This window comes from Microbacterium sp. CnD16-F, from assembly GCF_024124465.1.
GTDB lineage: Bacteria > Actinomycetota > Actinomycetes > Actinomycetales > Microbacteriaceae > Microbacterium > Microbacterium gawkjiense.
This window is the reverse complement of sequence record NZ_JAMXSA010000040.1, coordinates 1-19,758: the sequence shown is the minus strand read 5'-3', so window position 1 is coordinate 19,758 and position 19,758 is coordinate 1. Positions and strand designations below refer to the sequence as shown.

General features: G+C 70.3%; 19 protein-coding genes. 7 read left to right on the top strand and 12 right to left on the bottom strand.

Features of this window, described 5'->3' with window-relative positions; genetic code table 11:
• Window positions 1-159: 159 nt before the first annotated feature.
• Genes NH287_RS10965 through NH287_RS10955 form a run of 3 tightly spaced genes read right to left on the bottom strand, consistent with a single transcriptional unit; the run spans window position 160 to window position 2,607 of the window.
• Window positions 160-852, bottom strand: a complete 693-nt coding sequence (locus NH287_RS10965; protein WP_253035643.1) for a hypothetical protein — start codon at window positions 850-852, stop codon at window positions 160-162.
• A 57-nt stretch (window positions 853-909) separates the two neighbouring features.
• The gene (gene cls / locus NH287_RS10960; protein ID WP_253035642.1) at window positions 910-2,379 is read right to left on the bottom strand and encodes a cardiolipin synthase; all 1,470 of its coding nucleotides are present in this window, start codon (window positions 2,377-2,379) and stop codon (window positions 910-912) included.
• A gap of 42 nt (window positions 2,380-2,421) precedes the next feature.
• On the bottom strand, window positions 2,422-2,607 hold the full coding sequence (locus NH287_RS10955; RefSeq protein ID WP_064003630.1) for a hypothetical protein: 186 nt from the start codon (window positions 2,605-2,607) through the stop codon (window positions 2,422-2,424).
• 129 nt (window positions 2,608-2,736) lie between these two features.
• Between NH287_RS10955 and NH287_RS10950 the strand changes: the two genes are divergently transcribed.
• Complete coding sequence (locus tag NH287_RS10950; protein ID WP_253035641.1) at window positions 2,737-3,825, top strand: DUF4192 family protein; 1,089 nt, start codon at window positions 2,737-2,739, stop codon at window positions 3,823-3,825.
• A 7-nt stretch (window positions 3,826-3,832) separates the two neighbouring features.
• Here NH287_RS10950 and NH287_RS10945 read toward each other — a convergent pair whose 3' ends face one another.
• From NH287_RS10945 to NH287_RS10915, 7 genes are all read right to left on the bottom strand, one after another.
• Complete coding sequence (locus tag NH287_RS10945) at window positions 3,833-5,833, bottom strand: hypothetical protein (protein WP_253035640.1); 2,001 nt, start codon at window positions 5,831-5,833, stop codon at window positions 3,833-3,835.
• A 101-nt stretch (window positions 5,834-5,934) separates the two neighbouring features.
• Window positions 5,935-7,002, bottom strand: a complete 1,068-nt coding sequence (locus NH287_RS10940; RefSeq protein ID WP_253035639.1) for a glycosidase — start codon at window positions 7,000-7,002, stop codon at window positions 5,935-5,937.
• Between the two features lie 2 nt (window positions 7,003-7,004).
• On the bottom strand, window positions 7,005-7,844 hold the full coding sequence (locus NH287_RS10935) for a carbohydrate ABC transporter permease (protein ID WP_253035638.1): 840 nt from the start codon (window positions 7,842-7,844) through the stop codon (window positions 7,005-7,007).
• On the bottom strand, window positions 7,841-8,824 hold the full coding sequence (locus NH287_RS10930; RefSeq protein WP_253035637.1) for a carbohydrate ABC transporter permease: 984 nt from the start codon (window positions 8,822-8,824) through the stop codon (window positions 7,841-7,843). Before NH287_RS10930 ends, NH287_RS10935 begins: the two co-directional genes overlap by 4 nt.
• A gap of 1 nt (window position 8,825) precedes the next feature.
• Complete coding sequence (locus tag NH287_RS10925) at window positions 8,826-10,115, bottom strand: extracellular solute-binding protein (RefSeq protein ID WP_253035636.1); 1,290 nt, start codon at window positions 10,113-10,115, stop codon at window positions 8,826-8,828.
• Window positions 10,116-10,174: 59 nt separating this feature from the next.
• On the bottom strand, window positions 10,175-11,200 hold the full coding sequence (locus NH287_RS10920) for a LacI family DNA-binding transcriptional regulator (protein WP_253035635.1): 1,026 nt from the start codon (window positions 11,198-11,200) through the stop codon (window positions 10,175-10,177).
• Window positions 11,201-11,297: 97 nt separating this feature from the next.
• Window positions 11,298-12,542 (bottom strand): sensor histidine kinase, encoded by a 1,245-nt coding sequence (locus tag NH287_RS10915; RefSeq protein WP_253035634.1) that lies wholly within the window; start codon window positions 12,540-12,542, stop codon window positions 11,298-11,300.
• Between the two features lie 155 nt (window positions 12,543-12,697).
• On the opposite strand from NH287_RS10915, the gene NH287_RS10910 reads away from it, so the two are divergent.
• Complete coding sequence (locus NH287_RS10910; protein ID WP_253035633.1) at window positions 12,698-13,357, top strand: response regulator transcription factor; 660 nt, start codon at window positions 12,698-12,700, stop codon at window positions 13,355-13,357.
• A gap of 15 nt (window positions 13,358-13,372) precedes the next feature.
• On the opposite strand, the gene NH287_RS10905 is transcribed toward NH287_RS10910, so the two are convergent.
• Window positions 13,373-13,573 (bottom strand): hypothetical protein, encoded by a 201-nt coding sequence (locus NH287_RS10905; RefSeq protein ID WP_018185746.1) that lies wholly within the window; start codon window positions 13,571-13,573, stop codon window positions 13,373-13,375.
• 312 nt (window positions 13,574-13,885) lie between these two features.
• On the opposite strand from NH287_RS10905, the gene NH287_RS10900 reads away from it, so the two are divergent.
• From NH287_RS10900 to NH287_RS10880, 5 genes are all read left to right on the top strand, one after another.
• On the top strand, window positions 13,886-14,080 hold the full coding sequence (locus NH287_RS10900; RefSeq protein ID WP_018185747.1) for an aureocin A53 family class IId bacteriocin: 195 nt from the start codon (window positions 13,886-13,888) through the stop codon (window positions 14,078-14,080).
• Window positions 14,081-14,163: 83 nt separating this feature from the next.
• The gene (locus tag NH287_RS10895; RefSeq protein ID WP_253035632.1) at window positions 14,164-15,096 is read left to right on the top strand and encodes an ATP-binding cassette domain-containing protein; all 933 of its coding nucleotides are present in this window, start codon (window positions 14,164-14,166) and stop codon (window positions 15,094-15,096) included.
• Window positions 15,074-15,838 carry an ABC transporter permease gene (locus tag NH287_RS10890; RefSeq protein WP_253035631.1) on the top strand — a complete coding sequence of 255 codons (765 nt, stop codon included), beginning with the start codon at window positions 15,074-15,076 and terminating at the stop codon, window positions 15,836-15,838. Before NH287_RS10895 ends, NH287_RS10890 begins: the two co-directional genes overlap by 23 nt.
• Before the next feature lie 178 nt (window positions 15,839-16,016).
• Window positions 16,017-16,535 (top strand): PH domain-containing protein, encoded by a 519-nt coding sequence (locus NH287_RS10885; protein ID WP_253035630.1) that lies wholly within the window; start codon window positions 16,017-16,019, stop codon window positions 16,533-16,535.
• Window positions 16,532-18,019 (top strand): PH domain-containing protein, encoded by a 1,488-nt coding sequence (locus tag NH287_RS10880; protein WP_253035629.1) that lies wholly within the window; start codon window positions 16,532-16,534, stop codon window positions 18,017-18,019. Before NH287_RS10885 ends, NH287_RS10880 begins: the two co-directional genes overlap by 4 nt.
• On the opposite strand, the gene lysS is transcribed toward NH287_RS10880, so the two are convergent.
• Complete coding sequence (lysS, locus tag NH287_RS10875) at window positions 18,012-19,535, bottom strand: lysine--tRNA ligase (protein ID WP_253035650.1); 1,524 nt, start codon at window positions 19,533-19,535, stop codon at window positions 18,012-18,014. The two genes, NH287_RS10880 and lysS, sit on opposite strands and share 8 nt — an antisense overlap.
• Window positions 19,536-19,758 lie beyond the last annotated feature (223 nt).

The following is a 19,758-nucleotide window of genomic DNA, read 5'->3' as shown; positions in this document are numbered from 1 at the left end:
GGATGCCCGGTGCCGGTTCCGGGGACGCGATCTGCCGGATCCGTCAGCGGCAGACGACCAGACGCGTCCCAGGAGCAGAGGCGGCTTCCGTTCCAGGGACCCAACGTGCCGCCCACGCCGGACGCAAACGGCCGAACGCGTCTCCGGAACCCAACCACGTCAGCGGATCGGCACCGTCTCGGCCGCGTCGAGCACACCGAAGCTCAGCGTCGCATCGCGGTCGACCACCGCGTCGGGATCGAGCTGCACGAGCGTGAGCTGTGGCGCCGTGTCCATCGTGCAGACCTGATCAGCGGGCGGGGTCTCGAAGCGGACGACGACGGATGCCGGTGACGCGACCCGCGTGTCCTCGACGACGGGCAGGCACGACGACGACCCCCACGTCCGGAGCGCGATCACGCGGTCGCCGATCCACGAGGCGGACGGCGCGTACGCCTCGACAGGGCCGCCGGCGTACGCGGGCAGGTCGATGTCGGTGCGGACGTCCTCGAGTTCGACGCGGACCTGCTGGTCGGTACTCGCATCGACACCGTCGGGCACGGGCACCTCGAGGGCGCGCGCCACCAGATCATCCGTGCACGCATCCGCAGCGGGCTCACGCAGGGCGACGACGATCACCCCGTTTTCCTCCGTCACCTGCGAGACCTCGGGCCGGCAGGACGAACTGCCGTACGTCACGACCCCGATCGTCGCTCCCCCGTCGAGCCACCCGGCGTCCACGCGGGGCGCCGGCGCCACCGCATCCGCTCCTCCTCCGGGGGCCGCATCACCCGCCGCGGGTGTGGCGCACGCGGCGAGCGCGGCGGTGACGGTGAGTGCTCCGACCAAAGCGACCATCGAACGGATGCGCATCTGGGTTTCCTCCTCGATTGCGGACACCCGAGAAGTGTCCACAGCCGCCGGATCGTCTCACTGCAGCGCGGACGTCAGCCGTGCGAGGTTGTCGAGGATCACCGAGCGGATGGGGCGCTTCTCCCACTCCTCGATCGTGAGCTCCCGCGACATCCCGCGGTAGAGGTCCTCGACGTTGCGGAGCTGGTCGACGAACTCGGCGCCGCGCACGAGCATCGTCACCTCGAGGTTGAGACCGAACGAGCGCATGTCCATGTTGCTCGACCCGACGACGGCGACCTCGTCGTCGATCGACATCGACTTGGAGTGCAGGATGTAGGGCTTCTTGTACATCCAGATCTTCACGCCGGTCGCCAGCAGCTGCTCATAGTAGCTGCGCTGCGCGTGATAGACCATGGCCTGGTCGCCCTGTTCCGAGACGAACAGTTCGACCTCGACGCCGCGGTGACACGCGGTCTGGATCGCCAGCAGCAGTCCCTCGTCAGGCACGAAATACGGGCTGACCATGACGATCTTGCGCGTCGCCCCGAAGATCAGACTCAGGAACAGCTTCAGGTTGTTCTCGTACTCGAAGCCGGGCCCGCTCGGGACGATCTGGCAGTCGAGGTCGCCGGTCCCGGCGTCCGTGGAGAAGTCGGATTCGACCGCGAACACCTCACCGGTCTCGCCGTACCAGTCCGACACGAAGACCGCGGAGAGGGATGCCACGACCGGGCCGTCGACGCGGACCATCATGTCCACCCACTGCAGGCCGCGACGCAGGTTCGTCTTCAGGTTGTAACTGCGATCGGTGACGTTCTGCGACCCGATGAAGCCGACGACACCGTCGATCACGACGAGCTTGCGGTGGTTGCGCAGGTCGGGGCGCTGGTACTTGCCCTTCAACGGCTGCACCGGCAGCATGAGCCGCCACTGCGCACCCATCCGCTCGAGGCGCGAGATCGTCCCCTTGTAGTTCGGCTTCCAGCGGTTCGCCCAGTGATCGAGCAGCACGCGAACCGTGACCCCGCGAGCGGTCGCCCGCTCGAGAGCCGAGAAGAACTCGTCGGTCGCCCCGTCGGACTGCAGGATGTAGAACTCGACGTGCACGTATCGGCTCGCACGATCGATCTCCGCCGCCATCGTGTCGAGGCTGCCCTGATAGTCCGAGATGATCTGCGCGCCGTTGTCGCCCGCCATCGGCAGGGCGCCCAGCTTGCGGTTGAGGCCCACGAGCTGCTCGAACCAGACCGGCGCGTCGGGACGCAGCGTGCCGAAGTCGAGGTCCTCGCTCGCTTCGCGGAAAGCCCGGTTGATCGCCTCCTGCTCCTTGCGGCGCTTGCGCGGCAGGCGCGGGTTGCCGATGAGCAGGAACAGCAGGATGCCGATGACCGGGATGAAGTAGATCGCCAGCAGCCACGCCATCGCCGCTGTGGGGCGCCGGTTCCTCGGGATGATGAAGACCGCGAGGATGCGCACGGAGATGTCGAACGCGAGGACGAGGACGATCCACCACGTCCACGTCCAGTCGACGCTGATGCTGATCACGCGGCCCCCCGGAACTGTGGGCTCAGCCTATCGTTCGGCCCGTCAACCAGCGTTTTCGTCGGGTCGCGGCAGGCCGCGACGGCGGCGCTCCTCGGCCTCGACCTTGGCATAGACCTTGCGCTCGGTGCGATCCATCCGAAGGATGCTGCGCAGCACGAAGACGAGCAGGCCCGCGACGACGATCGTGGGGATCAGACCCCAGACCACCGCACCCCAGTACTCGTCCACCCTTCCATCGTAATGCCGCGGGCGGGGGCAGGGCGCACGGCCTTCTCCCCAGGCGGCCGGATCCGCGGTCCGTCCCGAATCCGCACGGGCGGCGACCACCGGCATCCGCTCGGGTCCGACGCTGGGTCCATGTCCACGATCGTCGCCGCGGCCGATGCCGCACACCTGCTCCGCCTCGTTCCGCGCCTGCTCGACTACACGCCCACGCAGAGCCTCGTCGTGATCCCCCTGCGCTCCGGGCGCAGTCTCGGCGTGATGCGCGTCGACCTGCCCCCCGACGACGCGGACCTCGATGCGGTCGCCTCGACCGTCGTCGGGCTCGCCTGCCGCGTCGCCGGCGTGGAGGGTTTCGTCGCCGTCGTCTACACGGACGAGTCCGCCGACCCCGCGCTGCCCGGCGCGGATCTCATCGGCGCACTGCGGCGGACCGCCCGCGCCTGCGGCCTCGACGTCGTTGACGCCCTCACCGTCGCCGCCGACGGCTGGGGGTCGCACCTCGACCCGACGCTGCCCCGCGGCGGTCATCCGCTCGCGCTGATCGAGCACCGGGCGCCCGCATCCGACCAGTCGTCGGGTGCCGACCTGCCGCTCGCCGACGCGTCCGAGGTCGCCGGTGCGGCGGCCGCGCTGGCATCGCTCGAGTCGGCGCTCACGGTGCTGTGCGGCATCCCGTCGACCCTCAACACCGAGGCTCGGATCGATCCGGCCGCCCTGGAGGCCGCCTGCACGCTGGACGATCTGCCCGCGCTCTACGAGGAGATGCTCGAGTGGGATGCCGCGGCCCTCGACCCGATGCGCGTCGCCGTCGTGGGGTGGTGCCTGTCACGGCCGTCGCTGCGCGACGTCGCCATCGTGCAATGGTCGGGCGATCAGGACCGCGGCGACGACGCCCTCGACGCGCAACGGCGGTGGGAGGACGGCGACGAGTACCCCGTCGACCTCGCGGAGGTCCTGTGGGGCGAGGGTCCGCGCCCCGACCCGGAGCGCCTGTTGCGAGCGCTCGAGCTCGTGCGCCAGGTCGCCGCGCGGCTTCCGGCCGACGAGCGCGCGGGCGCCTGCGCGACGGCCGGGTGGCTCGCGTGGGCACTCGGCCGCTCGACGCACGCGGGCAGGTACGCGGCTGCCGCTCTCGAGGTGGATCCCCGATTGGGGCTCGCCGAGATCCTCATGAGCTTCGTGCAGTCCTCGCACCTGCCCGACTGGGCGTTCCGCCGCTGAGCGGTCGTCAGCGTTCCACGATCGCGAACCCTCCGGCCGGAAGCGTGACGGTGCCGCCGCCCGGGCGCACCCGCACCTCGCGGCCCCGCGCGTCGTAGGCCGACACGTCACCCGTGCCGACCGAGACCCGCTGCGGCGTACGCGCGGCGGAGTGCACGAGCAGCATGCCCTCGCCGTCGCCGCCGAGTTCGAGGCGCGAGACGATCGGGCGCACGAGCAGCCCGTCGAGCTGCAGGTCGCCCCGCGACACGTCGACGCGCAGCCGGTCCTCGCCCTTCGGGAGCGCGCGGGTGAGCGTGTGCGGGTGCATCGCGCCCGCCGTCGGCGAGATGCCCTGCGCCGGTCCGGTGAGCTGCAGCGAGCCGAGCGGCAGCCGCCCGGCGCGCCACGTCGACGCGGTGCGCTCGCGCACCTCCGACCACACGACCGGTTCGACCCACCGGTTGCCGCCGGTCCCGGCGAGGTCGAAGACCGCCGAGTCACCTCGCGACAGCGTCAGCCGATCGCCCGACCAGCTGGACTCGCCGCTCCACGACTCCGGGGTGTCGATCTCGCCCGTGGTCGAGACCGCATCCTCGGCCTCGACGAACGACAGACCCTCGCGGTCGGTCACCTCGGTGAGGGCGACGGCGCGCTCGCGCACGTCGGGATGGGCGTCGAGCGCGATCGCCGTCAGCAGACCGTGGATCGTCGACTCCGCGCCGCTGTTGCGGTTGACCGTCCCGTCGGGCTGCAGCCCGTCGTAGGTGACCCCCGTCGCGGGGTCGTACATGCGCTGCCCGACGTGATTGGCGCCGAAGAACCACGCCGCCTGCATCGCGGCGAGCTGCGTGAAACCGTCCGATCCGGTCGCCTCGGCGACGGCGAGCAGCGACTGCACACGCGAGTCCGCGCCGTACGCGATCTGCACCGGGTCGACGGGGCTCGGGTTCCAGCCGTTGTCGGGACCGCCCGCCGTCAGCAGCGTGGGCGTGAAGGTCGCCGCGTCGGCGACGGCGGGACGCACGAGCGACCGATCGCGCAGGACGACGGATGCCTCGGCCAGCGCCGCGGGCATCTGCGAGCCCCACGCGTGCCAGATCGCGGGCGACTCCGCCCACGGCAGCACGGCACTGTACGGCCACTCCCGCACCCCGCCGTCGGCCAGCGCGGCGATGCCCTTGGCGAGCTGGCGCAGCGCCGTCGCGGACTTGCCGTCGGGGCCGGCCTCGACGCGGGCGGCGAGTCCGAGCGCCGCCTCCGCCGAGGCATCCGCCCCGTTCGCGATGAGCCAGGCGGGCACCCGCTTGCCGTCCGACACCGCCCACCGGCCGTATTTCGAGAGCACCTGACGGTTCAGGGCGTCGAGCGAGAGGTCGAGCCGCTCGTCGAGGAAGTCGGCGAACTCGGGATCCTCGTCCTCGAACGCCGCGTACCCCTCACCGAGCGCCCACAGGGTGCGCGCGAGCCAGTAGCTGGGGCCGCTGTCCGACGGATCGGGAAGCTCGACGGGTTCCGCCGACGGGTTCAGGGTGCCGTCGGGCTGCATCCAGAGGACGACGTTGCCGGCATCCGGTCCCTCCGTCGTCTGGAAGTAGGCGACCGAGCGGAGCAGCTCGTAGGCCTTCTCGCGGCTGCCGTCGTCGCCGGTGAGCTCCCAGTGACGCGTGTAGACGACGGCGGCGCGGGTCACGTCGTCGGCGTTGTAGGCGCCCTGGCCCCAGTAGCCGGTCTCGGGGTCGAGCGGCCCGCCGCCGACCCGCTCGAACGTGCCGCCGTCCCGGGCGTCGGCATAGGTCCACGGCAGGACGAGGGTCGGCTCCTCGTCCTGGCGGTAGGTGCTGTGACCCTCGACGTCCGCGGGCGGGGTGGCCTCGTCGAGCAGGAAGTCGAGGTGGTCGAGGTTCGTCACGGCGGCGGATGCCGGGGCCGCGACGGCGGAGGTGGCGCCGAGCGGGACGATCAGCGCGGCGGCCGCCAGAGCAGCGAGCCCGAGGGTGCGCGCACGACGTTGTGCGGAGGTGTTCACGAGGGTGTTCCTTTCGGGTGCGGTGTCGTTCTCCGGATCAGTCGTGCGTTCGCGGCGTGTGGGTGCCGGAAGGGACGATCGTTCCGGAGAACGGCACACGATCAGTCGGTGCGTTCTAGCAGGGCGACGCCGATCTTCGAGTCGGCCATGCCGTAGAACACGAACAGGCGACCGTCGACCTCTTCGATCGCGGTCGGGAAGACGACGTTCGGCACGATCCCGCTGCGCTCGTCGTCGGTCTCCGGGGCCAGCAGGGGCTCCGGAGTGCGGGCGACGACCCTCGATGGGTCGTTCGCGTCGAGGATGATGGCGCCTGCGGCGTAGTTGACCTTCTGCTGCTGCGAGAAGGCGCTGTCGATCGTCCCGGTGACCCCGTGGTGCAGGACGAGCCATCCTTCGGGGATGCGGCGGGGCGGCGGTCCCCCGCCGATCTTCAGCGCCTCGAACGGGAACTCCGGCCCCGCGACGAAGCGGTGCTGCTCCCAGAGGGTGAGCGCTGAGAGGTCCTCGCGGACGGCGTCGAGGGGGATGTAGCTGATCCAGATCGACTGCCGCTCGTCCTCGACCCCGGCCGGGACGCGCACGCCCTGACCGGGCTTGGTCTCGCCGAGGTCCCACATCGGCCGGTGCAGCACAGCGAGAGCCTCGCGTCCGTCCGGCGCCGTGACCGGCTCGGGGAAGAACACCGTGTCCTTGTTGTGGAACAGGTTGAGGTCCATGTCGAGGTCGTCCTGGTAGCGGAACAGCGCCGGCCCCAGCCGCCGCCACTCCCGCAGGTCGCTCGACAGCGCGACGGCGGTGCGCGGACCGAGCGGCCCGTAGGCGACGTAGGTCATGACGTGCAGTCCGAGCGTCTCGACCCAGGTGACACGGGGGTCCTCGACGCCGGCGTTGCCGACCCCGCGCTCCCAGCCGCGGTCGGGTTCGAGCACGACGCCCTGCCGCTCGACCGCGACGGGCACGCCGTCCTCGATCACGACGCGGGCGAGGCCCACCCGCGACACGTTGCCGTCGGCGACCAGCCGGGGCAGGAGGTAGAGCTCGCCATCGGGGCCCCTGCCCGAGGCAGGGTTGAGCACCCCCTCGGCCTCGTTCGGATCGCCGTCGACGGGGGTCATGACGACCCCCATTCGGGTGAGGCGGTAGGGGACGTGGGTCTCGGCGGGCATGGTCATCCTTTCACTCCGGATCCGAGGTCGTTGGAGGTGAAGTAGCGCTGGAATACGAGGAACAGCGCCACTGCGGGGGCGGCCAGCACGACGGCGCCGGCCATCATCGCCCCGAACGGGTTGGCCGTGGATGCCGCGATGTTCGAGATGAAGTTCGCCAGCGAGACCGCGAGCGGCTGCATCGCGGCATCCTTCGTGATGAGGAACGGCCACAGGAACTCGTTCCACGGTCCGATGAAAGTCAGCAGCACGACCGTCAGCAGCGCCGGGCGGACGAGCGGCAGCGCCACGTTCCACAGCAGACGGAACTCGCCCGCGCCGTCGATGCGCGCCGCGTCGAAGGGCTCCTTCGGCAGCTGCAGGAAGTACTGCCGGAAGATGATCACCGCCGTCGAGTTGATGAAGAACGGCAGGATCATGCCGAGGTAGCTGTCGGCGAGACCGTAGTCGCGCGCGATCATGACGTACAGCGGGATCATCAGCAGCTGGAACGGCACGACCTGCACGAGCAGCGCCAGGGCGAACGTCGCCCCGCGTCCGCGCCACTGCAGCACCGCGAGCGCGTAGCCGGCGCGGACACCGAACACGATCGTGCCGAGGATGACGCCGCCGGTGAAGATGCCCGAGTTCGCGAGCCCCTGCAGCAGATCGATGCGCCCGTTGATGGCGGCGTAGTTGTCGAGGGTGAGGTTCGCCGGATCCGGGAACGCGCCCGCCGGCGTCGGGTCGACGTTCGTCTGCAGCGACCCGACGATCATGTAGAAGAAGGGGAACAGGAACGCGAGCGCGCCGATCGACAGCGCGACGTACATCGCGATCTTCGAGCCGAGCGCCCGCTTCATCGCTCCTCACCTCCCACGAACCTGCGCTGCAGCGCCGCGATGGCCAGCACGAACACGATGAGGACGACGCCGATGGCGGCTGCGACATCCGGGTTCTGCTGTTCGATGCCGCGCTGGTACATGAGCAGCACCGGCGAGGTCGACGCGCCATTGGGTCCGCCGCCGCCGGTCAGCAGGTAGGGCTCGGTGAAGAGGTTCGCGCCCGTGATGGTGGCGAGCAGCACGACCAGCAGGGTCGCCGGTCGCACGCTCGGCACGGTCACGGAGAAGAACTGCCGCAGCTTTCCGCCGCCGTCCATGGAGACCGACTCGTAGAGCTCGCGGGGGACGTTCTGCAGCGCCGCGAGGTAGAGCAGGATGTAGAACCCGAGCCCTTTCCACGTGACGAAGAACGCGATCGTCGGCATCGCGAGCGCCGAGTTCACGAGCCACGACGGGTCGGGCGCGAGCGGTCCGAGCACGTTGTTGACGAGTCCGCCGCGGGCGAAGAGGAAGAGCCAGACCGCGACGACGGCGACGGATGCCGTGACGTACGGCACGTAGTAGCTCACCCGGAAGAAGGTCCGCGCCTTCGTCACCCGGTCGAGCGCCGTCGCCAGCAGGATCGACAGGACAACCGTGAGCGGCACGTTGATGATCAGGAAGATGCCGACGTTGCCGAACGCGCGCCAGACCTCGGGGTCGGTGAGGGCCGTGACGTAGTTGTCGAAGCCCACGAACGGACGGTCGACCTCCGCGCCGGGGGCGGCGAAGAAGTAGTCCTGGAACGACATCCACACCGCAAAGACGACCGGGTACGCGAAGACGACCAGGACGAACGCGATGTAGGGCGCCGAGAAGAGCAGTCCGTGCGGCTGCGCGCCGAAGATCCGGTGCAGGATGCCGCGGCGGCCCGCGGCATCCTGCCCGTCCTTCTGTGGCGGAGCACCGCGGGTCGCGCCGGGATCGGACCCGGCGCGACCCGGGACGACGGCGGTCATGTCAGCCCGCCGCCAGCTCGTCGACCTCGGCGGCCGTGTCGGAGAGGAACTGGTCGACCGGGGTCTCACCGAAGATGACCGACTTCGAGTACCCGTCGCGGAACGCCTGCCAGATCTCGACGGAGCCGACGACGTTCGGGACCTCGACGGTGCGGGCCGCCTGGTCGCCGAACTGCTGGTACGCGGGGTTGTCGGCGAAGTAGTCCGGGTAGGTGCCGGTCAGGTCCTGACGCAGCGGCATCTGTCCGGTGGCCTCGAGCCAGGCGCCGTCCTGCTCCTCGCTCGTGGCGAACTTCAGGACGTCCCATGCGGTGCCCTTGTTGTCGCACGCCGTGAACATGCCGACGTTCTTGGCGTCGCTGAAGGTCCAGGTGTCCTCGGGAGCGGTGCCGTCCTGGGTGGGGACGGGGACCGAGCCCCAGTTGATCGCATCGCCGTAAACGCTGATGGCCCACGGGCCGACGATCGCCATCGCGGCGTACCCGTCGGCGAACGCGTCGCCCTGGTACTGCTCGTTACCGGCGAGCTGCTCCTCGTAGAGCGTGCGCCAGAAATCGGCGACAGCCTTGCCGTTCTCGTCGTCGAACGTGGCCTTGCCGTCTTCGAGCAGTTGGGTGCCGCCGGTCTGCGCGGCGTACAGCGGGTAGAAGTCGAACCACGACTGGAAGAACTCGCTCGTGGGAGCCGGGTTGATCGCGTACGCCGAGACGCCCTTCTCCTTGAGGGTGCGGGCCGTGTCGAGGAACTCGTCGTAGCTCGACAGCTTCGGGTTCTCCGGGTCGAGGCCCGCCTTCTCGAAGAGGTCCTTGTTGTAGAAGATCATGACCGGGTTCGACTTCCACGGCATCTGGTAGAAGTCGCCGTCGTCGGAGCGGTACTGCTCTGCGAGGTCGCCGCTTCGCGCGGTGATGTAGTCGTCGCCGTCCTCGAACTCGGAGAGGTTGACGAGTCCGCCCTGCCGCTGGAACCCGGGGACCGCCGCGGGCGAGGTGTTGAACACGAGGCACGGGGCGTTCCCCGCCGTGATGGCGGCGCCGATGACCTCTTCGCTCGAGGCGCCGGCAGGGATCTCCTGGGCCTTGATCTGCTCGTCGGGGTGGTCGGCGTTCCAGGCCTCGACCATCGCCTTGCCCCAGCCGATCTCGGCCTCGTTGTTCGAGTACCAGATGGTGATGTCGCCTCGGGATTCGAGGTCGTCACCACCGCCCCCGCCGCCTCCGCCGCTGCAGGCGCTGAGGGCGAGCACACCGGATGCGGCTGCTGCTGCCGTGATGAGGATGCGTCGTCGCATGTCTCTCTCCTTCGTGTCGTGTCTGTCTGTCGTGCTCTCTTGCTGTCGTGCGACGCCGATCAGGCGCCGGCGGGGGGTGCCGTCGAACCCCTGACGGCGAGGGTGGGATCGGGCAGGTCGATGTGCGCGGGCGGGTCGCCGGCGATCGCGGCGAGGAGGGTGCGGGCGGCGGTCACGCCCCAGCCGCGGGCGTCGGTCGACACGCTCGTCAGGGCCGGGTGCACCCAGCGCCCGATCTCGGTGTCGTCGAAACCGGTGATCGACAAGTCGCCCGGGACCCGCAAACCACGCTGGTGGGCGACACCCATCCCGGCGACGGCCATGCTGTCGTTCGAGTAGACGATCGCCGTGGGCGGGGTGGGCTCGTCGAGGAGGGATGCCGTCGCCCGCGCGCCGTCGGCGGCGCTGAAGTCGGTCTCCACGACGACGACGTCGAGGCCGGCGGCATCCGCGGCATCGAGGAAGGCATCGCGGCGGCGGTGGGCGTGGAGCATGCCGGAGGGCCCTGCGACGTGCCCGACGCGGCGGTGGCCGAGGCCGGCGAGGTGCTCGACGGCGAGACGGATGCCGGCGCCGTCGTCCGTCGAGACCGAGGCGAACGGCGAGGCGACGTCGGGGACGCCGAGGGTGACGGCGGGGATCCCGACCTCGGCGAGGAGCGCGATGCGCGGGTCCGCGACGCGGATGTCGGTGAGGATGACGCCGTCCACGCGTCGGTCCGAGGCGAGCGCCCGGTAGGTGGCCTCCTCCTGACGGCCCGGGTTCGCGACGGCAAGGACGAGGGCCTGTCCGGTGACGGAGAACTCGTCTTCGAGCCCGGCGATGAACGAGGGGAAGAAGGGGTCGGCCGCGATGACGTCGGGGCTCCGACCGATCACCAGTCCGCAGGCGAAGGCGCGGCCCACGCTGAGCGAGCGGGCGCTGAGGCTGGGGGTCCAGCCGAGGTCGGCGGCGACGTCCATGATGCGCTGCCGGGTGTCGGCCGAGACGCCGGGCCGCCCGTTGAGGGCGAAGGAGACGAGACCCTTGCTCACGCCCGCGACGCGCGCGACATCCGCGATCGTGGGACGGGTCTCCGGCGGCATCGGTCACTCCTTCGTGGCGAACCCGTCCCACTAAACCGGTTCAGACCCCGAAAAAGCAAGACCTAGACACGCGCATCGGCGCGGGCGTAAACGCTGATCAGCGGGTGGGCAGCTCCACGCGGACGCGCCATCGACCCTCGTCAGGGCCTGCCGCGAACGTTCCGCTCAGCACCTCGACGCGCTCTCGAAGCCGGGCGAGTCCGAATGCCGGGCCGGGGCGCTGACCCGACACGGGGCGATGCGGATCGTTGATCACCGACAGCACGACGGTGTGCGGTGTCACCACGAGCGACAGCTCGATCGTCATGGCCGGCGCGCCGTGCTTCACGATGTTCGTGACCGCCTCCCGCGCGGCGCGGGTGAGGGTCGTCTCGATGATGCCAGCGAGCGCCGCGTCACCGGTGACCTCCGTCCGCACCGTGTGCCCGAGGTCGCGGAGCTTCTCGGCGAGGGAGTCGATCTCTCGGCGGATGCCGGGGGCGCCGGCATCCGTCACGCCGTCCATCCCCGTCCTGCCGTGGATGAGCTGCAGCACGCGACGCGTGTCGGTCAGCGCCTGAGCGGATGCCGCGACGATCGCGCGCTGCGAGCTGGAGCGGATCTCGGGGTCGTCCGTGCGCTCCAGGACGCGGGCGTGCATGACAGTGATGGAGATCTCGTGCGCGATGACGTCGTGGAGCTCGTCGGCGATACGGGTGCGCTCCGCCAGCAGCGCCGCGTCGAGCTGCGCCTCGTGCGCGTCGACCTGCGAGGCGAGGACGACGTTCCGGCGGACGACGCGACGCAGGCCCCGTCCGACCGTCGCCGACAGCAGCCCGACGACGAAGACGGCCACGACTCCGCCGACGTCGAGACCCGGCGGCACCGTGGCGATCGCCGCCACCCAGGCGACGGCCGCGACCCCGTACGCGGTCGAGAACACGGCGCTGCAGCAGTAGAAGACGACCCCGATGCTCATGGCGACCGCGGTCAGATACTCACCGCTCTGACCCGCGACGACGGCGACGAACCCGGCGAGCACGAGGACGATGGCTCCCCACGTGGGCCGCCAGGCCATCGCGATGATCGAGCCGTTGGTGAGCACGGAGGCGGCGATCGTCGGCCACGAGACCGACGGCCCCGATGTCAGCTGCGCCCACACGACGTCGACCGCCGCGAGCAGGGGCAGCAGAGCCAGGATGGCGCGGGCGACCTTCGGGGGGAGGACGTAGTCCCACAGCTCGCGCTGCACGGCACGGGCTGCTCCGCCTGCGCCGTGCATGCCGCGGGTCAGTTGCAGATGCGCAGCACCCGGCACAGGTGCGTCCACAGATTTGTCGGCTGACTCGCGAACGGGATCCATCGGAACATTCTTTCTCTCCCCATCTCGATTTCGTGCCGGAAGGAGCTCCCGGCACGCCCTGCGCCCATCCTGACGCGAGGAGCGCCGGGGGATGCTCCTGCTCAAGACGCAATCCCGTCACCGCAAGACGCAAAACCGGCACCTATGCTGATCGCATGGACCCCATCCGAGTTCTCATCGCCGACGATGAGGCTCTCGTCCGACGGGCTCTCCAGGTGTTCTTGAACGCAGAACCGGGGATGACCGTCGTAGGAGAGGCGAGCGACGGACCGAGCGCTGTCCGCCTGAGCCTCGAGCTGAAGCCCGATGTGATCCTGATGGACATCCGGATGCCGGGAGGCGACGGCATCCGCGCGATCGAGCAGTTGTCGGTCGACCTGCCGTCCGCGCGGACCATCGCGATCACGACCTACGGATCCGACGAGACAGTGGCCGGCGCCCTCCGGGTCGGCGCCGTCGGCTTCCTCGTGAAGGATTCCGAACCCGAGCACATCACGGCGGCCGTCCGCAGCGCACACCACGGCGGCTTCGTCCTGTCGTCGGTCGCCGGCCGAGATCTCGTCCGGCGGATCGGTGCGTCGGCGGGTCAGCCGACCGTCACACTGAGTCCCGCGGAACAGGTCTCCCGTCGTGAGCTCGACGTCCTCGAGCTGCTCGCCAAGGGGATGTCGAACGCCGAGATCGGGCGGGACCTCTTCCTGTCCGAGGCGACGGTCAAGTCGCACCTGCGCCGGATCATGACGAAGTGGGGCGTGCGCGATCGGGTGCAGGTCCTCCTCTACGCCGCGACCACCGGCGTCATCCGACTCCCCTGAGCGGGGCGGCGTCCCTCAGCTGCGCGAACGGCTCCGGCGCGACACGATCGCGTACGCCGTCGCCGCGGCGGCGATGCCGGCCACGGCGGTGATCCCCCAGCGCAGGATCACCTCGACGTCGGTGAAGACGGCCAGGCAGATGTTGACCGTCAGCGCGACGATGAAGAGTGCGGCGAAGGCCGCGCCGTCCGCGGCGGTCCGCTTCTTGTCAGCCATGGGATTCCTTACGTCGCGGACGAACGGGCACCGTGTGTCTGCCGCGCGTCGATGTGGGTGGGAACGCCTCGGAGCCTAGCCGCGGCCTTTGCGCCTCGATACGGCGCGAGAGCGCATTCCATCCGGGGGCGGCACCCTCCGCGGTCCCGTTGCGACTAAAGGCGGATGCGGATTGCGTCCCCCGCACGAACGCTGGGGCCTTTCGACTCAAGAGCGGCGACCCGAGCCGTCGGTAGCGTCACTTCCGGCGCTGCGATCGCGGTCACGAACGCAGCGTCACTGACAAACACCAACGGATCGAGAGGAAACATCATGGGGGCAGTTCTGAGGTTCATCGCGTGGGTCATCGCGAACATCGGCCGCTGGGGCCGTGCCGTCGCCGGCCAGGTCGGACGCATCACCGCGTGGGCACGCAACAACTGGCGTCGCGTGCTCGAGTGGATCAACGCGGGCATCTCGTTCGCGACGATCGTCGACTACATCCTGCGGATCCTCGGCATCGGCTGAGATCTGTCCCGATGGGACGGCACCACGTGCGTGCCGTCCCATCGGGACACCGCGACCACCTGAAAGAGAAGGAGAGACGACCCATGCCGCAGACACCGGACACCGGCATCCGCGTGAGGGGCGTCTCGAAGACGTACGGCGTCAAGCGCGTCCTCGACGACGTCTCCTTCGACATCCCCGCGGGCACCGTCACGGGCCTGCTGGGTCCCAACGGCTCCGGCAAGTCGACCGCGATGCGCACGATGCTCGGGTTGACGATCGCCGACGCCGGATCGACCACGTTCGACGGCGTTCTCTTCCGCGATCTCGCGCAGCCGGGCCGTACCGTCGGAGCCCTTCTCGACCCGGGCGCCCACCACCCCGGGCGCAGCGTCGAGGACACGCTCGCGACGGCCGCCATCCTGACCGGCTCACCGCGCGAGCGGGTCGGCGAACTCATCGCCACGCTCGGCCTGGCCTCTGCCGCACGTCGCCGCTTCGGCGCGCTCTCCCTCGGGATGAAGCAGCGGGTCGCCCTCGCCGTCGCGCTCGTCGGTCGGCCTCGACACCTCATCCTCGACGAGCCCATGAACGGTCTCGACATCGAGACCGGCGACTGGCTGCGATCGACTCTTGTCCATCACGCGCACACGACGGGCGGCTGCGTCCTCGTCTCGACGCATCTCCTGCAGGAACTCCAGACCTTCGCCGATCGCATCGTCGTCCTCAGCGAGGGCGCCATCCGCTACTCCGGCGAGGTCGGCGACCTCACCGCCGACAAGAACGCGACGGCGATCGCTGCAGACTCCGACCTGCTGCGACGCGCACTCACGACCCGCGGCATCCCCTTCAGCGTGCGTCCCGAGGACGGGCGCTTCTCGGTCGACATCGACCCCCGCTCCCTCAGCGAGATCTGCATCGCCGACCGCATCGTGCTCGACGAGCTCGCCGAGGACCGCGAGTCGATCAGCGACCTCTACCGTCGCCTGACGCGCGGCCAGTATCGAGTGGAAGGTGACGTCTTTGATCCTCGCTGACAGCCCCCCGCAGACCGCCGGCCGCTTCGGCCGCAGCCTGCGGTCCGAACTGCGGAACGTCCGCACGACACGGGGGACGCGGTGGGCGCTGGGCCTCACCGCCGCGCTCTGGGTCGTCGTCGGCGCCGGTGTCGCCGCGATCGCGCTGCTCGTCGACGCGGAATCGGTGAGCATCTCCGGCGCGCTCCTCGGCATGGGGGCGGCCGTCACCGTGTTCGTCCCCATCCTGGCGATCTTCATCATGGCCGCCGACTGGCAGTCGCGAGACGTGCTCACGACGTTCGCCCTCGAACCGCGCCGGCACATCGTCTTCCTCGCCAAGGCCCTGACGGCGCTCATCGTGTGCACCGTCCTCGTCGCCGTCGCCGCCGTCCTGGCCGTCGTGTTCACCGCCGGCCTCGCGCTCGCCGCCGGGGCGACGATCGTGTGGAACGCGGATGCCGAGAGCATCGCGGTCCTGCTCTGGAGCGCCGGCGTCGGCACGGTGTCGGGTATCGCCTACGGCGCGGCGACGCAACGCGTCGCGATCGCCATCGTGTTCTCGCTCGTGCAGGGATTCGTGATCGACCCGCTGCTCATGCTCGTCCCGCACGGCATCGGCTCGTGGTTCCGGCTGACCGCCATCACCGAGGCCGGCAGCGGCACCGGCGAGCTCGGCCCGGCGCTGACGGCCGGACTGCTGTGGCTGGTCGCCCCGCTCGCCATCGGATTCGCCCGCAATCAGCGGGCCGACGTGCAATGACCGGCGCCCCCTCCGGAAAGGGGTCTGGCTGGCGTCTCGGTCAAGACGCCAGCCAGGGGTGCTTCGAATCGGATCGAGATGAAGCGGGATCAGTTTACGCGCACCGAGGTTTCGATCTCCCGAGAATCCACGTCGGACGGATGCCCGCCGACGCCGCGGGTGCGGGATTATCGGGATCATGACCGTCCCCGCGAGCACCCCGTCCTCGGGATACCCGCCTGCGCACGGCACCCGCGGTGACGCGGTGCTGGCACCCCGCGCGCTGACCTACCTCAACGTCCGCGAGGGCGCGACCACGGTCCTCGTCACCACGGCGCTCGCCGTCGCCATCGCCTTCCTCCCCGATCCCGGGTGGCGCACGGCCCTCTGGGTGATCGTCGGCATCCTCGCCGTCGTCTCCCTGCTGATCGAACTGCCCTGGCTCAACCGCAAGCAGGTCGAGAACACGAGCTACACCGCGACGGCGGACTACGTCTACATCACGCGCGGCTGGCTCTGGCGGCGGACCACCGTCATCGCGACGGCCCAGATCCTGAACGTCGAAGTCGTGCAGGGGCCGCTGCTGCGCGCGTTCGACGCCGTGAGCGTGCGATTCACGTGCATCTCCGAGGTCGAGGGCCTCGGCCCGCTCGAGCCGCGCGCGGCGGAGCGCATCCGTGCGACCGTGCTCACCGCGCAGGCGGAGCCGGCGCGGTGACCGTCCCCGCCGACGCGGCCCCTCGGCGTCTTCCGCTGCGCTACCTTCCGGCGTCGTACCTGGAGTCCTCTCCCAAACTCGTCGGCAGTGTCATCGCCGGCGCCGTCTATCTCTTCGGACCGGCCGTGTGGCCGGGCGCCTGGGCGTGGCTGGCGCTCGGCCCCCTGATCGCCGTTCTCCTGTGCGAACCGATCTGGCGGTGGACCTTCACCCGGGTGGCGCTCACCCCGGAGCACCTGGTGGTGACGACCGGTGCGTTCACGCGCCGCCAGCAGTCCCTCGCCTGGGCCGACATCGGAACGGTCGACAGCAGGCAGTCCTGGGCTTTCGCCCGGTGGGACCTGCGGGTCCTCACGCTGTCCCAGGCCGGCGACGAGCGGACCAAGGTCCACCTGTGGGCGGTCGACGAGGACCTCCATCGCGAGGTGACGGCGCGCGCCGGGCACGCGATCGGGACGGCTGAGGCTGTTTCGGCCGCCGAGCAGCCTGCCGAGCAGGCGCGGCCGGCGCCCGGCATCCTGCTCTACCGGGTGCGGCTGACGCACCTGCTGCTCGCGAGCGTCGTCTACGGCCAGTTCGCCCTCATCGGCGGTGGCGCGGCGTTGGGGGTGTCCGAGACGCTGGGCATGTTCGGCGCCGACACGGCGCTCACCCGGTGGCTGCCGCTGCCCCCGGTCGTCTGGGCGGTGGCGATCGCCGTCGGCATCGTCGCGCTCGGCCTCGTGCTGACGGTGGTGCGCTACGCCTCGTTCGAGGTGCGACGGATGCCGGGCGACCGGATCGTGATCTCCTACGGCCTGTTCTCCACCCACACCCGGAGCGTCTCGCGGGCGACGACGATCGGCGTCGTGCTGCAGCGCAACCTCGTCGAGACGCTGCTCGGACGCGTCCGGCTGTCGCTTCTGACGACGGACTCGGCCGCGCAGCTCGGCACGAACCTCCTGCTCCCGTCGCTCCCCCGCCGGGTCGTGGAACGCCTGCTGCACGAGGCGTTCGACGAGGACCCGTCGACGCGCCTGCTCACCGGCGATCGGGGTGCCCGAGCCACCGGTACGGGTGTCGTCCTCCTCGCCGGGCTGATCGCTGCCGCCGTCCTCGCCGGCTGGGTCGCCGCGGGGCTGGGGTGGCCGCCGCTGCTCGTCCTCGCGACCGGTGCGGTCGTCTTCGCGATCGCCTGGCCCCTCACGGTCGTCCTCTGTTCACGACTGCGGGTCGACACAGGTTCCGACCGGGTCGTCCTCCTCGTCAGCCATGTCGTGCAACGGCAGACGGTGCTGTCCGCCGCGGCCGTGCACATCGTGGGCACGAGCCGGCTCGCGGGGCATCCGCTCGTCGCCGACGTGTGCTTCTACGCAGGGATGCCGCGCACCTTCCGGGCACTCCGGTTCCTCCCCGCGGAGGTCGACGCGCTGTCGGCTCGGATCGCCGAGACGGTTCCGCTGGCGAGGACGCATCGCCGTGCGCCCGCGCCCGCGCTCACTTGACGAGCGGGAAGAGGATCGTCTCGCGGATGCCGAGGCCGGTGATCGCCATCAGCAGGCGGTCGATGCCCATGCCCATGCCGCCGGTCGGCGGCATGCCGTGCTCGAGCGCGCGCAGGAACTCTTCGTCGACGCGCATCGCCTCGTCGTCGCCGCGCGCGGCGAGCTTCGCCTGCTCGACGAAACGCTCACGCTGGATGACGGGGTCGACGAGCTCGGAGTAGCCGGTCGCGAGCTCGAAGCCGCGAACGTAGAGGTCCCACTTCTCGACGACACCCGGGATGCTGCGGTGCTCGCGCACGAGCGGAGACGTGTCGAGCGGGAAGTCCATGACGAACGTCGGACGCTCGAGACCGCCCTTCACGAAGTGCTCCCACAGTTCCTCGACGAGCTTGCCGTGGGTCGCGATGGTCGAGGGCACCTCGACGCCCGCCTCGGCCGCGAGGGCCTGCAGCTCCTCGAACGACGTCTCGGGCGTGACGCGGCGACCGGCGGCATCCGACAGCGACTCGTACATCGAGATGCGGTCCCACTGACCGCCGAGGTCGTACTCGGTGCCGTCGGCCCAGGTCACCGTCGTCGACCCGGCGACCGCGATCGCCGCGTTCTGGATGAGCTCCTGCGTCAGGTCGGCGATGCCGTTGTAGTCGCTGTACGACTGGTACGCCTCGAGCATGGCGAACTCGGGGCTGTGCGTGGAGTCGGCGCCCTCGTTGCGGAAGTTGCGGTTGATCTCGAAGACGCGGTCGATGCCACCGACGACGGCGCGCTTGAGGAAGAGCTCCGGCGCGATGCGCAGGTACAGCTCGGTGTCGAACGCGTTGGAGTGCGTGACGAACGGACGGGCCGCAGCGCCGCCGTGCTGCACCTGCAGCATGGGCGTCTCGACCTCGAGGAAGCCGTGCGCCTCGAAGGTGCGACGAAGCGACGCGTTGACCTTCGCTCGGGCGACGACCGTCTCGCGGGCGGTGTCGCGCACGATGAGGTCGAGGAAGCGCGAGCGCACCCGACTCTCCTCGCTCAGCTCGGAGTGCAGGTTCGGCAGCGGCAGCAGCGCCTTGGCCGCGATCGCCCACCCGGTGACCATGATGGACAGCTCGCCGCGCCGGCTCGAGATGACCTGACCGGTCACCGAGACGTGGTCGCCGAGGTCGACGAGCTCCTTCCACGCCTGCAACGACTCCTCGCCCACCTCCGCGAGAGAGACCATCGCCTGGATGCGGCTGCCGTCGCCCGACTGCAGCGCCGCGAAGCAGAGCTTGCCGGTGTTGCGGCTGAAGACGATGCGGCCGGCGACCGAGGCGGTCTCGCCGGTCTCCTCCCCCGCCTCGAGCGATGCGAAGCGGTCCCGCAGCGCGGGGATCGTCGTACTGACGGGGACCGCGACGGGGTAGGCGCCACCGGCGGCATCCGTCCGCTCCGCCAACAGGCGCTCGCGCTTGGCGAGGCGGACCGCCTTCTGCTCGAAGATGTCCTCTTCGGTCGTCTCGGCGGGCGTGGGCGCGGACGCGTCGGTCATGGCAGAAGGCTCCTCGGGGATTCGACCCTTCAGTCTATCGGCGAGGCCCTGTACGGTTTCCGCGGCGAGAGCGGATGCCGGTGGCCGCCGCGTGCGCGGATGCAACGGATCCGCGCCGACGCGCCGCGCCGCGGCATCCGTCCCCCGCGTGTCGCGTCGGATCTGTTGCATCCGTGAACGGTCCGGCGAACCGCGCGGCTCAGCGGCGAGGGGTCCAGCCGGG